The sequence below is a fragment of the Gammaproteobacteria bacterium genome (assembly GCA_009845905.1).
Lineage (GTDB): Bacteria > Pseudomonadota > Gammaproteobacteria > Steroidobacterales > Foliamicaceae > Foliamicus.
The window spans coordinates 348,522-360,380 of record VXYS01000006.1 but is presented as its reverse complement, the minus strand read 5'-3'; the positions used below and the strand labels follow the sequence as shown (position 1 = coordinate 360,380).

Annotated in this window: 11 protein-coding genes; 5 read left to right on the top strand and 6 right to left on the bottom strand. The window is 63.1% G+C overall.

What is annotated here, in order from left to right; translation table 11 throughout:
- Nucleotides 1-97: 97 nt before the first annotated feature.
- The 3 genes from F4036_07180 to hpnC are packed head-to-tail and all read right to left on the bottom strand — an operon-like array spanning nucleotide 98 to nucleotide 3,216.
- Nucleotides 98-1,396, bottom strand: coding sequence for a beta-lactamase family protein (locus F4036_07180; GenBank protein MYK37519.1), 1,299 nt, complete (start codon nucleotides 1,394-1,396; stop codon nucleotides 98-100).
- A 40-nt stretch (nucleotides 1,397-1,436) separates the two neighbouring features.
- Entirely contained in the window at nucleotides 1,437-2,336 is a 900-nt protein-coding gene (locus F4036_07175) for a hypothetical protein (protein MYK37518.1), read from the bottom strand.
- Nucleotides 2,329-3,216: a squalene synthase HpnC gene (gene hpnC / locus F4036_07170; GenBank protein MYK37517.1), complete on the bottom strand. Its 888-nt coding sequence runs from the start codon at nucleotides 3,214-3,216 to the stop codon at nucleotides 2,329-2,331. The genes F4036_07175 and hpnC overlap by 8 nt, the downstream gene beginning before the upstream one ends.
- 167 nt (nucleotides 3,217-3,383) lie before the next feature.
- Between hpnC and hpnD the strand changes: the two genes are divergently transcribed.
- The 5 genes from hpnD (at nucleotide 3,384) to F4036_07145 (ending at nucleotide 8,556) form a co-directional block, all read left to right on the top strand.
- On the top strand, nucleotides 3,384-4,250 hold the full coding sequence (gene hpnD / locus F4036_07165; protein ID MYK37516.1) for a presqualene diphosphate synthase HpnD: 867 nt from the start codon (nucleotides 3,384-3,386) through the stop codon (nucleotides 4,248-4,250).
- Nucleotides 4,237-5,526 carry an NAD(P)-binding protein gene (locus F4036_07160; GenBank protein ID MYK37515.1) on the top strand — a complete coding sequence of 430 codons (1,290 nt, stop codon included), beginning with the start codon at nucleotides 4,237-4,239 and terminating at the stop codon, nucleotides 5,524-5,526. The genes hpnD and F4036_07160 overlap by 14 nt, the downstream gene beginning before the upstream one ends.
- A 347-nt stretch (nucleotides 5,527-5,873) precedes the next feature.
- Nucleotides 5,874-6,908, top strand: coding sequence for a nuclear transport factor 2 family protein (locus F4036_07155; GenBank protein MYK37514.1), 1,035 nt, complete (start codon nucleotides 5,874-5,876; stop codon nucleotides 6,906-6,908).
- A gap of 3 nt (nucleotides 6,909-6,911) precedes the next feature.
- The gene (locus tag F4036_07150; GenBank protein ID MYK37513.1) at nucleotides 6,912-7,514 is read left to right on the top strand and encodes a glutathione S-transferase family protein; all 603 of its coding nucleotides are present in this window, start codon (nucleotides 6,912-6,914) and stop codon (nucleotides 7,512-7,514) included.
- A 25-nt stretch (nucleotides 7,515-7,539) separates the two neighbouring features.
- Nucleotides 7,540-8,556 carry an ester cyclase gene (locus F4036_07145; GenBank protein MYK37512.1) on the top strand — a complete coding sequence of 339 codons (1,017 nt, stop codon included), beginning with the start codon at nucleotides 7,540-7,542 and terminating at the stop codon, nucleotides 8,554-8,556.
- A gap of 2 nt (nucleotides 8,557-8,558) precedes the next feature.
- On the opposite strand, the gene F4036_07140 is transcribed toward F4036_07145, so the two are convergent.
- Genes F4036_07140 through F4036_07130 form a run of 3 tightly spaced genes read right to left on the bottom strand, consistent with a single transcriptional unit; the run spans nucleotide 8,559 to nucleotide 11,853 of the window.
- Nucleotides 8,559-9,773: an argininosuccinate synthase gene (locus F4036_07140; protein MYK37511.1), complete on the bottom strand. Its 1,215-nt coding sequence runs from the start codon at nucleotides 9,771-9,773 to the stop codon at nucleotides 8,559-8,561.
- A 50-nt stretch (nucleotides 9,774-9,823) separates the two neighbouring features.
- Nucleotides 9,824-10,948 carry a hypothetical protein gene (locus tag F4036_07135; protein MYK37510.1) on the bottom strand — a complete coding sequence of 375 codons (1,125 nt, stop codon included), beginning with the start codon at nucleotides 10,946-10,948 and terminating at the stop codon, nucleotides 9,824-9,826.
- Nucleotides 10,945-11,853 carry a DUF1838 domain-containing protein gene (locus F4036_07130; GenBank protein MYK37509.1) on the bottom strand — a complete coding sequence of 303 codons (909 nt, stop codon included), beginning with the start codon at nucleotides 11,851-11,853 and terminating at the stop codon, nucleotides 10,945-10,947. Before F4036_07130 ends, F4036_07135 begins: the two co-directional genes overlap by 4 nt.
- Nucleotides 11,854-11,859: the final 6 nt, after the last annotated feature.

Below are 11,859 nucleotides of genomic sequence, written 5' to 3'. Positions count from 1 at the left end.
TCTTTAAGAGGACGCTGCGATGCGCCTCGCCCCGTAACGTCAAGAAATCTACTTCGCGTGCAATTCGCAGTCAAGCTGCGGCAACGCCAGCCGGCGTCTAGAACCGCTTTTGGCCGCCTTTCGCGCCGCGGAACGCCGAGTACACGCGGTTGCGAAAGTCCGTCTGAATGGAGAATTCGGGATGACTCCCTCTCACCTGCGTGAATATCAGGGCGACCAGTTCGTTTGAAGGGTCGATCCAGAAGGAAGTGTTGGCCGCTCCGCTCCAATAGACATTGTTCCTGACTTCCGTTCGCTCGGACTTGGACGGTTCGACGACTATGGCAATACTCAGCCCCCATTCCGCACCTGGAATCCAAGCGTCCCCCTCGTCCACATTCGGCTGCGGCGCAAACAGTAGCTCGACGCTCTCGGGCGACAGGATGCGCGCTTCGCCATACGCGCCGCCGCGACGAAGCGCTTCGGCAAATCGCCAATAGTCGGAAATGGTGCCGACAAGCCCGCCGCTCAGTGAATTCAGGGCTGCGGGGCACTCGTAGGCCGTTTGTTCGCCTCCCTCGACCCGGCTCAGATTCCCGACTTCGTCATACGTATAGAGCGAGGCAAATCGAGCGAGATCCTGTCCGGATACGCAGAAGGACGTCTCGCGCATGCCCAATGGATCGAACAACCTCGACCTGAGTATCGAAGCCACGTCGGAGCCCCCCGCCCGTTCCGCGAGCACTCCCTGCACGTCGTTCGATACGCCGTAGGTTCTGCGGGTCCCGGGATCGTGGAGCAACGGCAACGCCCTTATGCGCCGATAGAAATCCGACAGGGAAGACGGGGTATTTTCATACTCGTTCGGGAAGTGCTCGATGACCCCATGCTCCTCATAAATCCTTGCAACCGCATCGTCGTTCCACACGGCGGTAAACCCGGCGGTGTGAGTCAGCAAGTGCTGAACGGTCATTCGGGATCGGCTTTTTCGCGGCCCCGTTTCCGGGTCAAACACCAGCGGCTCGGAAAACTCCGGCAGGAAGGTGCCGACCGCCGTGTCTAGACCGTACAGCCCTGCTTCAATCTGCTGCAGCGCCAACACCGCAGCGATCGGCTTGGTCATGGAATACAACCGGAAGAGATGATCAAAAGAAAGCGCCGCACGATCTTCCCGGTCGGCAAAACCGATCGAAGCCCTGAGCACCGCCTGTCCCCGGCGCGAGATCATCAGATTGGCGCCCGGCAGTTTGCCGTCGCGGACATCCTGAACGTATGAATCAAGCAGAGCGCCCAGTTCCTTCTCGTCAAATCCCAGATCCAATGCGTCGGGCGACGTCCAGGAGAGCGCGACCGGCACATCCGGCTCGCTTGCAAGGCCCATATTGGCGGTGGCTGCCAGGATCAGCCCAAAGGCCAATGCGTTCCTTCCCGCGAATGTCACCACTTGAGTCCGTAAATCAGTGCTGGCGGCGCTGGGGCAGGAATCCGGTCGCCAGGAAGATAACGACGAAGACTACGAGCACGGTCCACATCGCCGCCGAGTACTCCAGCGGCTTGAGCCAGACCTCGTCGTAGAACCCGTAGCGCGGCGCCAGTTCGCCGAAGGGGACCCAGAAGACGGCCTTGGTGGGAATGGCGTAACGGATGGCCGCCATCACCCGGGTGAATTTCATCAGCCGCCAAAGCAGCCAGCATCCCCAGACCGCCAGGACGGCGGCGATGCCGTAGGTCACGGGATGGCCGTAGCCGAGGAAGCGGGCGTCGCCGAGAAACAGCGAGGCGCCGTAGAAGAACCAGGTTACATAGAGCGTTTCCAGGAAGGTAATACGGCAGATATTGCGCCCCTGCCCCGGCTCGCGTTCGCCGAGATTTAGGCGGCCCTTCTTTTGAATCCAGTAAAAGGCGTTGCAGCGGGTGTTCTTGTTGAACACGAAGAACAGCAGCGTCGCCACGCAGATGCCGAAGGACCCCTGGATGTAGAGCAGATGCGCGGGCCACTTCACACCGGGCCCCACCTCCGGCATGGGCAGATTGAGCGATACCTCGTTGAACTTGAAGGAATACGAAGCCCAGCCGATCCAGATCAGCATTCCGGCAGCGAACCCGAGCAGAGTGCCGCTGACTTCGTCGTTGCGCTTGATTCCGATCAGCAGGAGCGCCGCGGCAACGGCGCCCACGCCGATAAACAGTCCGCCGGCGTTCTCGTAGCCGATCAGGTCCCGCACCAGGATCACGAAGGAGTGGGCCAGCGGCAATGCCAGCAGAACGGCGAAAAAGGCGATCACGCCGATAAACGGCGGGCGGTAATAGCGCCTCCAGAACGGTCGTCTCGCGTCGGCGGATCGGGTATCAGCCATCGTTCGCCTCCTCGGGAAAGCGCCGCAGTATTCTGTCGCCCAGCAGGCGTCCGGCTCCGACCAGAAAACAGCCCAGATATTGCAACTTGCTCAGCACCACCCGTTCCGCCAGCGGGTCGCGACGGCGCAGTTCGGCGCAAAGCTTGTCGGCGATGGCCACGATCGCCGCTGCTTCCATGGCGAAGCGACGGTCGTGAAGCTGTCCGGGCAGCGTCCTGGCCAGCACCAGCAGTTCGCCGGTTGCATCCAGGCACCGGTCCATTACCTGTCTCAGCGCCGGGCCGGAGCGGGTTCCGGCGAGATCCTCAATCGAACTCCCTGCCTCGTTCATCCAGCGCTGCGGCAGGTACACGCGGTTCAGGGCCTTGTAGTCATCCGCGCAGTCCTGCAGATGATTGAGCACCTGCAACGCGTTGCAGAGGGCGTCGGACGCCGGGTACGCGCTGGCCGGCTGACCGTGCAGGTCCACCAGGTAGCGACCCACGGGGGCCGCCGAGAAATTGCAGTAGCCCATCAGTTCGTCCCAGTCGTCATAGCGCAATTGGGTGGCGTCCTGCTTGAACGCGCGCGTCAGGTCCACGCAATGCCGGTGCGTGACTCCGGTCGCCCTCAGGCTGCGGCGGATGTCGTGCGCCTTCCGTAAAGCGGGATCGTCCGTATCGGCGCCCGCTACAGCCTGCGCAAAACGGTCCAGGCGGCTTACTTTCTCCTGCGGCTGAAGGCCGGGATCGTCGGCGATATCGTCTATGGCGCGCGCATAGGCATAAAAGGAAGCAATGTGCCGGCGCAGCCGTGCGGGCAGCAGCCACGAGCCGACCGGGAAGTTCTCGTCGCCCGCGCCCTTGCCCGAGGGACGCTCGACGGCTGACACCCGATGCAGTTCTTTCTCCCGATTCAGACCGGTGCGCATGGCGGATTGCTAGTATAGGCTCGGCAAGTCTGGCGAGATGCCGGTATGATCGTGAATATAATGTGTTCTCAATCGACAAACGGGCCGTACAAGCTAAGGGGGTAAGCTTGAACCGAGTCAGGATCGCACATCAATCGATGACTAGGCCTGCCGACCCGGTGCTGGAGAAAATATCGCCTGCCGCGCACGCAAGTCGCGTTGTCAGGCAGTCGGGCACTTCGTTCTTCTGGGCCATGAGGTTGTTGCCGGCGGAAAGGCGGCAGGCCATGTACGCAGTCTACGCCTTTTGCCGCGAGGTTGACGATATCGTCGATTCGCCCGGCGAACCCGCGGAAAAGTTGCGCGCGCTCGAGCGTTGGCGGGAAGAAATCGACCTGCTTTACAGGGGACAACCCGAGTGGCTTACTTCCCGGGCCCTGCTGGAGCCCGTAGATCAATTCGACCTGCCGCAAGAGGAGTTTCAGGCCATTATCGATGGCATGGAAATCGATGCGGCCCCCAGGGTTCGCATACGTTCAGTGGATGGCCTGCTCGACTACTGCCGGAAAGTCGCGGGCGCCGTGGGCATGCTCTCGATCCGGGTATTCGGCATGCCTCAGAAGCCGGGCCCGCGAATCGCCGTGGCCCTCGGCAACGCCTTGCAGCTCACCAATATCCTGCGGGACGTCAAGTCGGATGCGGCCAGGAATCGGCTTTACATTCCTTCGGAGGTGCTGCAAAAGTACAGTGTGGACGAAAGATCGCTGTCCCGCATCATCGTTCATCCCTCCTTCGCCGGCGCCTGCCTGGAGTTGTCGAGACTGGCCCGACGTTACTATCTCGAAACGGAGTGGTTGCTGAAAGGTCTGCGACGGGGCCTGATGCGCCCTGCCGTAATCATGATGGAAACCTACCAGGAAACCCTGAATCTGCTCGATACGCGCGGCTGGAAGAAGATCGCGGATCCGGTGTCGCTCAAGAGTTGGCGAAAGGTCTGGCTGGCGCTGCGGCATGGGCTCTTCTAGCGGCCATTCGGGCGCGGTACATGTTGTCGGTGCAGGACTTGCCGGACTTTCAACGGCAGTTGCCCTGGCGGCCGGCGGACGGCAGGTCAGGATGTACGAGGCCGCCGCACAGGCCGGCGGGCGCTGCCGTTCCTACGAGGATGCCCGGCTTGGATGCCGGATCGACAACGGCAATCACCTGCTGCTCAGCGGCAATACGGCAACCCGGCGCTACCTGAACGCAACCGGCGCCGGCGGCGCCCTGATCGGGCCTGACCGGGCCTGTTTTCCCTTTCTCGACGTACGCACCGGCCGGCGCTGGTCCTTTCGGCCGGGCGGCGGAAGAATTCCGTGGTGGATCTTCGATAAACGCCGGCGAATACCGGACGCGCCGGCCTGGCGCTATCTTTCGGCGCTTCGCTTCGTTTTCGCCGGGCCGGAGAGCACCGTTCGGGAAACGGTAGGGAACAGCGGCGTTCTGTTCGAAAGACTGTGGGAACCGCTGGCGGTTGCGGCGCTGAATACGTCCGCCGGCACGGGGGCCGCGCGCCTTCTGTGGCCGGTATTGCGCGAAACCTTTGCCCGGGGCGAGGCCGACTGCCGGCCACTGGTGGCGAGGGATGGCCTGTCCGAGGCGTTTGTGGAACCCGCGCTTCACATGTTGCGCGGAAAGGGCGCGGACATACGGTTCAAGATGCGGTTGCAGGCAATCGATTACCGGGAAGGCCTCGCGCGCGAACTGCGCTTCGGCGCCGAAACGGCCGCACTGAAGGATGGCGACAGCGTCGTTCTGGCGGTGCCGCCCGCGGTGGCGGCCGCGCTGGTTCCGGGATTGACCGTGCCCGAACAAAGCAACCCCATCGTCAACGTCCATTTTCTGCTGTCGCGCCCCGCCGGTCTGGCGCCGGAAATTCCATTTATTGGCCTGATCGGCGGAACGGCCCAGTGGCTATTCGCTCGCGGCCGGATCGCGTCCGTAACGGTCAGCGCCGGCAGCGACCTGGTGCACGAAAGCGCCGAGGTGCTTGCCGAAAGGACCTGGCGCGACGTGGCGAAAGCACTGACACTGGATCCGAAGGCCATGCCCCGCTACCGCGTGGTCAAGGAGAAGCGGGCCACGATGGCGCAAACGCCCTCGCAGGTCCGGCGCCGGCCCGCCACGGAATGCGGCTACCGCAACCTCTTCCTGGCCGGAGACTGGATCGACACCGGGCTGCCGGCCACAATCGAAAGCGCCATCCGCTCCGGCGAAAGCGCAGCGCGCGCCGCGTGCGCACGGAGCCCTGTCAAGGTTTGACCCATCATCGGGGTACGGTCGTAACATAGGGCCGCCATGGGCAAGCGACCCGCAATCTTTTCACTTGTGGTCTGCGCAGGCTTGATCGCCGGCGCGGGCGCAATCGCGCAGACGGCCTGGTACGAAGGCGAGGACCGCGAGCATTACGTCGGCAACGCCGGATCCTTCTATCCCCAGTTCGACATCGGCAGCACCGCGCCGCCGGAAGTGACGTCGGCGATCGAGTCGCTGGTGACGGACTTCGCCGGCCGCTGGCGCGCGGGAACCTGGACGACGGTCAAGGACCTGTTCAATCCCGGCGACGAACCGTACGTTCTGCTCGCTCATCAACCGGACTGGCTGGTCGGATGGGACGAGATCAACGGCTATTTCTCCAGCAAGCCGACAATGCCCGAGAAGAACATTCCCGCCGAGGCGCCGCCGGGACTGCGGGAAATCGAGGCCAGCCATTACGAATACCGCGCCGAAAGCGAGCTGGCGGAAATGATGTACACCCCGGACCGCATCCGTGTGCGCATGATCGACGGCGACCTCGCCCTGGCAATCTGGTACGTGGATTTCCAGTTCAAGCCGCGGTTCGGGTCGGCCAAGGGCGAACATTTCAAGGCCAATGCCATATTCCGCAACACCGCCGACGGCTGGAAGTTCATTCACTACGGCGAAGCCCCCATGTCCGCCATCATGTACATGGAGCGGCTGTACCGCAGCCAGGTCAGCCAGGAGTTTCTCGACCTGTTGTCCGACGGGGAGCGCCAACGATGAGACCGGCCTTGCTCGTTCTGCTTGCGGCGGTTCTACCGGCGACCCTGTCTGCCCAGTCCATCCTGCATGAAGAGACCACCGCCCCGCCCGAAGTGGCCGGCGCCATCGAAGAGCTCGTGCTCGAATGGGCCGACAAGTTCAACCGGGGCGACTGGGTCCGGATCCACGACACCTGGGATCCCGACGAAGAAGCGCCCTATTACCTCGGCGAGGAACGGGACCGCTGGATCATGGGCAAGGAGGGCCTCTACAGCTATTTCAATCCGCCCGCCTTTGCTCTCTCGTTGATGGAAAGCGTCAAGATCGTGCCGTACCGGCTGCGGGTGCGGCAGGTCTCGGACTCCATCGTTATCGCCACATGGGACAACCGGCTCGACCTCAAGGCGCGCACCCGCCCCGCGATCAACGACGACTACCGGGTGAATGCGGTTTTCCGCAGGAAGCCCGAGGGGTGGATGTTCATTCACTACGCCGAACTGGCCTGGTCTGCGCTAATCTACATGGAACACCTGTACCGCAAGTCGGTCTCGCCCGGCTTCCCGGAAAACGCCATGCCGTACGACCGCAGGCGGCTCCCCGCGCGCGAAGAATCGACCCGGAACAGTGAATTGCCTGATTAGGCAATGCTCCGCCTTTACGACAACCGCACGTCCGGCAACGGCTACAAGCCCAGGCTGCTGCTCGCCCATCTGGGTATCGACTACGAACACGTCGAGATCGATATCCTGAAGGGAGAATCCCGGACCCCGGCTTTCCTGGCCAAAAACCCCAACGGGCGCATACCGGTACTGGAGTTCGAAGACGGCGCCTGCCTGGCGGAGTCCAACGCGATATTGTTTTACCTGGCCGAAGGTACTCGCTTCATGCCTTCCGAACGGCTGGCCCGCGCATTCACTCTGCAATGGATGTTTTTCGAGCAGTACAGCCACGAACCCTTTATCGCAGTCGCGCGCCACTGGATCCAGCATATGGAAATGACCGACGAGCAACGCGCCCAGCTTCCCGCCAGGCAGGAAGGCGGGCACGCGGCGCTTTCCGTCATGGAGGGCCATCTCGGTGGAGCCGACTGGTTCGGAGGCGAATCGATGACCATCGCCGACATCGCTCTTTACGCCTACACCCACGTTGCCGACGAAGGCGGGTTCGAGCTTGAGGACTACCCGGCCGTGCGTGCCTGGCTGGACCGTGTTGCAGCGCAGCCGGGGCATGTTTTGATGAATACCTGAGTCCCTTTTCCGGAATCAACAAGTCATGAGTGAATATTCATTGCATCCCGGCAACAAGGCCGGCATCTACAAGGCCCTGAGGGCGCTTGCCGCAGCCGAAGGGAAAGCGCTCGACGGGGCCGTGGAGCGCATTTATCACCCCGATGCCCGCTGGTACGGTTCCCATCCGATCAACGAGCTCGAGGGAACCGATGCCATCAAGGACGTCTGGCACAACGTTCGCCGTTCCTTTCCGGACATGGAGCGGCGCGACTCGATATTTCTCGTGGGCGAATCAGGCACGAAGCAATACGTCGCGACGATCGGGATCTACCAGTCCAACTTCGTGGCCGACTGGCTGGGCGTGCCCGCCACGCACGGCGTGGCGCACCTGCGTTACGGCGAAGCGCACGAACTGGTCGACGGCAGGATAATCCAGACGTATGCCCTGTGGGACCTCCTGGATCTGCTGCGGCAGGCGGCCATCTGGCCGATCGCACCCAGCCTGGGAGCCGAGGTGGCGTGGCCCGCGCCCGCCACGGGCGACGGCGTGCGGCTGGGCGAGGAAAACGCCGAACAAAGCGCCAGCAGCATCGGGCTGGTGCTGGCGATGCACCAGGGGCTGTTCCGATTTGACCAAAAGGACCTGGACAGCATGCAGCAGCATAAGTACTGGACCCGGAACTTTCTCTGGTACGGCCCCGCCGGCATCGGCACGGCCAGGGGAATGGAAGGATACAGAGCGCACCACCAGGCGCCGTTTCTGAGAGCGTTTCCCGACCGCAGCGGAGCGGGCCACTTCATCGACATGGGTTGCGGAAACTACGCGGTTACCGGCGGCTGGCCGAGCGTGCAGGCGACCCACGCCGGGCCGGACTGGCTGGGCCTGGCGGCCACGGGAAAGCGCGTGACCATGCGCGTCATGGACTTCTATCGCATCGAGAACGGCCTGATCGCGGAAAACTGGATTCCGATCGACATCATCGAGGCGCTGCTGCAGCTTGGCACGGACGTGCTGGGGCGCGTAGCGCACCTGCGGGGCAGGCCGAACGTCAGGGTCTGAAACTAAAGCTTGCGGCCGAGCTTCGCGGCAAGGCGCAGGCGCAGGGCGTTCAGGCGGATGAAGCCCGTTGCGTCGCCCTGGCTGTACGCGCCGCGGTCGTCCTCGAACGTCGCCATGCTTTCGTCGAACAGGCTGTCCGGCGAGCGCCGGCCGAGCACCGATACGGAACCCTTGTACAGCTTCAGTCGCACGAGGCCGTTGACGGGTTCCTGCGACTCGTCGATCAGGGCCTGCAGCGCCTTGCGTTCCGGCGACCACCAGTAGCCGTTGTAGATGAGATGGGCGTAGCGCGGCATCAGTTCGTCCTTGAGATGGGCCACCTCGCGGTCGAGCGTCACTGACTCGATCGCGCGGTGCGCTTTCAGCAGGATCGCACCGCCAGGGGTTTCGTAGCAGCCGCGCGACTTCATGCCCACGTAGCGATTCTCGACCAGGTCCTGGCGCCCCACCCCATGCGCTCCGCCCAGTTCGTTCAGGCGCGCCAGCAAGCCCGCCGGACTCAGCCGTTCGCCGTCCAGCGCCACCGGATCGCCGCGGGCGAATTCGATCTCCACAACCCGCGGCTCATCCGGCGCCGCTTCGGGAGACACGGTCCAGCGCCAGATGTTCTCGTCCGGTTCCTCCCAGGGATCCTCCAGGTCGCTGCCCTCGTAGGAAATGTGCAGCAGGTTGGCGTCCATGGAATATGGCGACTGATCCTGCTGCTCGAAGTCCACAGGTATGTCGTGTTCCCGGCAGTAGGCCAGCAGCTTCTCCCGCGAGTTCAGGTCCCACTCCCGCCAGGGCGCAATCACTTCGATGTCGGGATTCAGCGCATAGGCCCCCAGCTCGAAGCGCACCTGGTCGTTGCCCTTTCCGGTGGCGCCGTGGGCGATGGCGTCGGCGCCGGTTTCCTCCGCGATCTCCACCAGTCGCCTGGCGATCAGCGGTCGGGCGATGGCGGTGCCCAGCAGGTATTCCCCTTCGTACAGCGCATTGGCGCGGAACATGGGAAAAACGTAGTCGCGGACAAAAATCTCCCTGAGGTCTTCGACGTGTATTTCCTCCACGCCCATCGACTTCGCCTTGACGCGCGCCGGCTCAACCTCCTCGCCCTGGCCGATGTCGGCGGTAAAGGTCACCACCTCGGCGCCGCGGGACTCCTGCAGCCACCGGCAAATCACCGACGTATCCAGCCCCCCGGAATAGGCCAGCACAACCTTTTGCGCGCGCGCCATTGCCGAGTTCCAGCGACCGCCCGGTCAAAAGAAACGGCGATTCAGGCGGACTACCAGCGGGCCTTTTCCTTGAATTGCCGGTAAGCCTCGTCGAGTCCTTCCGGCAGGTAGTCCAGGAACGCGCCTGGTGCGTAGCGGGACTTGTAGCCGTCCAGCACGTGCGCGTAGAGCTCGGAGTGGAAGTCCGGAATCCGATGCCGGCTGCGGAAGTCGGCCATCGGGATTCGGTAATTGATCAGTTCCTCGTGATGGCCCTCCACCTCGGCAAGTATCTTTCCGTCCGGTCCGATGATGACGCTGCCGCCACCGCCCGCGGTCTCGAAAAAGCTCTTGTTGCCCGGCGATACGGCGTTGTTCGACAGCGCGCCGTACACCTTGTTCGACTGGCAGACGTTGCGCATGTCGAGGTGGTTGTATCCGCCCGTGGAAGTCCGGATGATGATCTCGGCGCCCTTGATCGCCATGGCCCGGTAAAGTTCCGGCTCCATCTTGCAGGGCGAGATGCAGACATTGCCCACCGAGGTCCGCGCCACGGGAATCACGGCGTCCCAGCCGTACATTTCCACGTAGCGCTCCAGCACCTCGTAGACGGAAGTGGTGAATAGCTCGAAGCCCACGAACACGCCATGGATGTTGCGGGCCTTCCACTGCTCGGAAACGATCTTCCCGTCCGGCCCGATCACCACCGCCACGCTCATGATGTGGCGCGGCCAGTCCTTGTACTGCGCGTAGGTTCCGAAGGAGATGTAGCAGTTGTGCTCGCGGGCCTTGGCGCCGATGGCTTCGGTCTCCTCGCCCGGCAGTTCCGGTGCGAAGCTCAGTATTTCCGAGCGCGTCCACCGGTCCCAGCCGGTCAGCGGAAACTCGTGAAAGGCCAGGAAGTCCTTGTGCCCGCCGTAGTACTGCGCCCGGTCGATCAGCCACAGCATGTGGTCGAGGTTCTTCTTCAGCGTCTGCTTCGTATTGGCGGCGTCCACGGGATGAACGCGCGACTGCACGACGCCGAAGTTCACGGTGTCGCTGCGCAGCGGCGCGGTGGGATAGGTGCCGTCCGTCGAACCGGCTGTTTCGGCCGCCGAAGATTTCGAAGCGGTCAGCGCCGGCAGTGCGGCCATCCCGGCCAGGGCGCCTGCGCCGCCCGACAGCAGGTTGCGGCGTGTTATCTGGTTTGTCATGGTTTTTCCTCCATTTGCCTGGCGCGTTTATCGTCCACGTACTTCCTGAATTCCTCGTAGAAGGATGTAGTGTCTTGTGTGACCTCCTCCGGAGACCTCAGGTATTCGGGGTCGTTCTTCTCCATGTAGCCGAGTATGTCGGCGGGCAGGTCGGTGACCATCGTGAGCTTCTTGCCGCGGGTCGAAATCACCATGCCGCCCGCCCAGCTTCCCATCTCCATCCACGGCGCCCACTGGCGGTTGGAGATCCAGGACACGATCGCCGGCGCCGCGCCCAGGTCGAGGTTCTCCAGATCGTCGCGCCGGACGTGGTGGTTATAGACCGAAGCGCCCTGGTAGTACGGGCTGCCGACGTAGGCCGGATAGTCCTCCATGCTCAGCGGCGATGGACCGAAGAACATGAGGTCCGAATAGAAAGTCACATCGCCCATGTGTTCCATGTAGGTCTGAAGGGCCGGCCTGTTCCCGCCCCCGTAGTCGAACCGGCTGTTGACGTGGATGTTGCGGATGTGAAAGACCTGCACTTCCTGTTCCGTGAAGGGGTTGGTCCAGGTATCGATGACCTCGCCCGTATCCGGGTCCTGGAAATACAGGCACTCGCGGTTCAGCCAGGTATATCCGCCGTCGTCCCTGACCGTCCTGGAGATGGCCAGGCCGGTGGTCCTGAACAGCAGCTTGCTGCGCTGGCCCGGTATGTAACTCCAGGCCTGACCGGTGCTCCACAGCGGCGCGTCGGCGCCCGATACGTCGGAGCGGGCCTTGATGTAGGCGTCCAGGTTGTCGCGGGGATCCTCCAGATCGAGCGGCCGCCGATTCGCGCTCTCGGCCGTCGCCGCCGAGGCGGCCACGCCTGCGGCGACCGCCGACGTAATGAAAGCACGTCGATTAGTCGTGGGCGTTCCCATCTTCAA

What these genes read in the sequence shown, in the direction of transcription:
- F4036_07175 (MYK37518.1), bottom strand. Translation starts at nt 2,336, where the DNA reads ATGGCTGATACCCGATCCGCCGACGCGAGACGACCGTTCTGGAGGCGC.
- hpnD (MYK37516.1), top strand. Translation starts at nt 3,384, where the DNA reads ATGACTAGGCCTGCCGACCCGGTGCTGGAGAAAATATCGCCTGCCGCG.
- F4036_07160 (MYK37515.1), top strand. Translation starts at nt 4,237, where the DNA reads ATGGGCTCTTCTAGCGGCCATTCGGGCGCGGTACATGTTGTCGGTGCA.
- F4036_07155 (MYK37514.1), top strand. Translation starts at nt 5,874, where the DNA reads ATGGGACGAGATCAACGGCTATTTCTCCAGCAAGCCGACAATGCCCGA.
- F4036_07150 (MYK37513.1), top strand. Translation starts at nt 6,912, where the DNA reads ATGCTCCGCCTTTACGACAACCGCACGTCCGGCAACGGCTACAAGCCC.
- F4036_07145 (MYK37512.1), top strand. Translation starts at nt 7,540, where the DNA reads ATGAGTGAATATTCATTGCATCCCGGCAACAAGGCCGGCATCTACAAG.
- F4036_07140 (MYK37511.1), bottom strand. Translation starts at nt 9,773, where the DNA reads ATGGCGCGCGCGCAAAAGGTTGTGCTGGCCTATTCCGGGGGGCTGGAT.
- F4036_07135 (MYK37510.1), bottom strand. Translation starts at nt 10,948, where the DNA reads ATGACAAACCAGATAACACGCCGCAACCTGCTGTCGGGCGGCGCAGGC.
- F4036_07130 (MYK37509.1), bottom strand. Translation starts at nt 11,853, where the DNA reads ATGGGAACGCCCACGACTAATCGACGTGCTTTCATTACGTCGGCGGTC.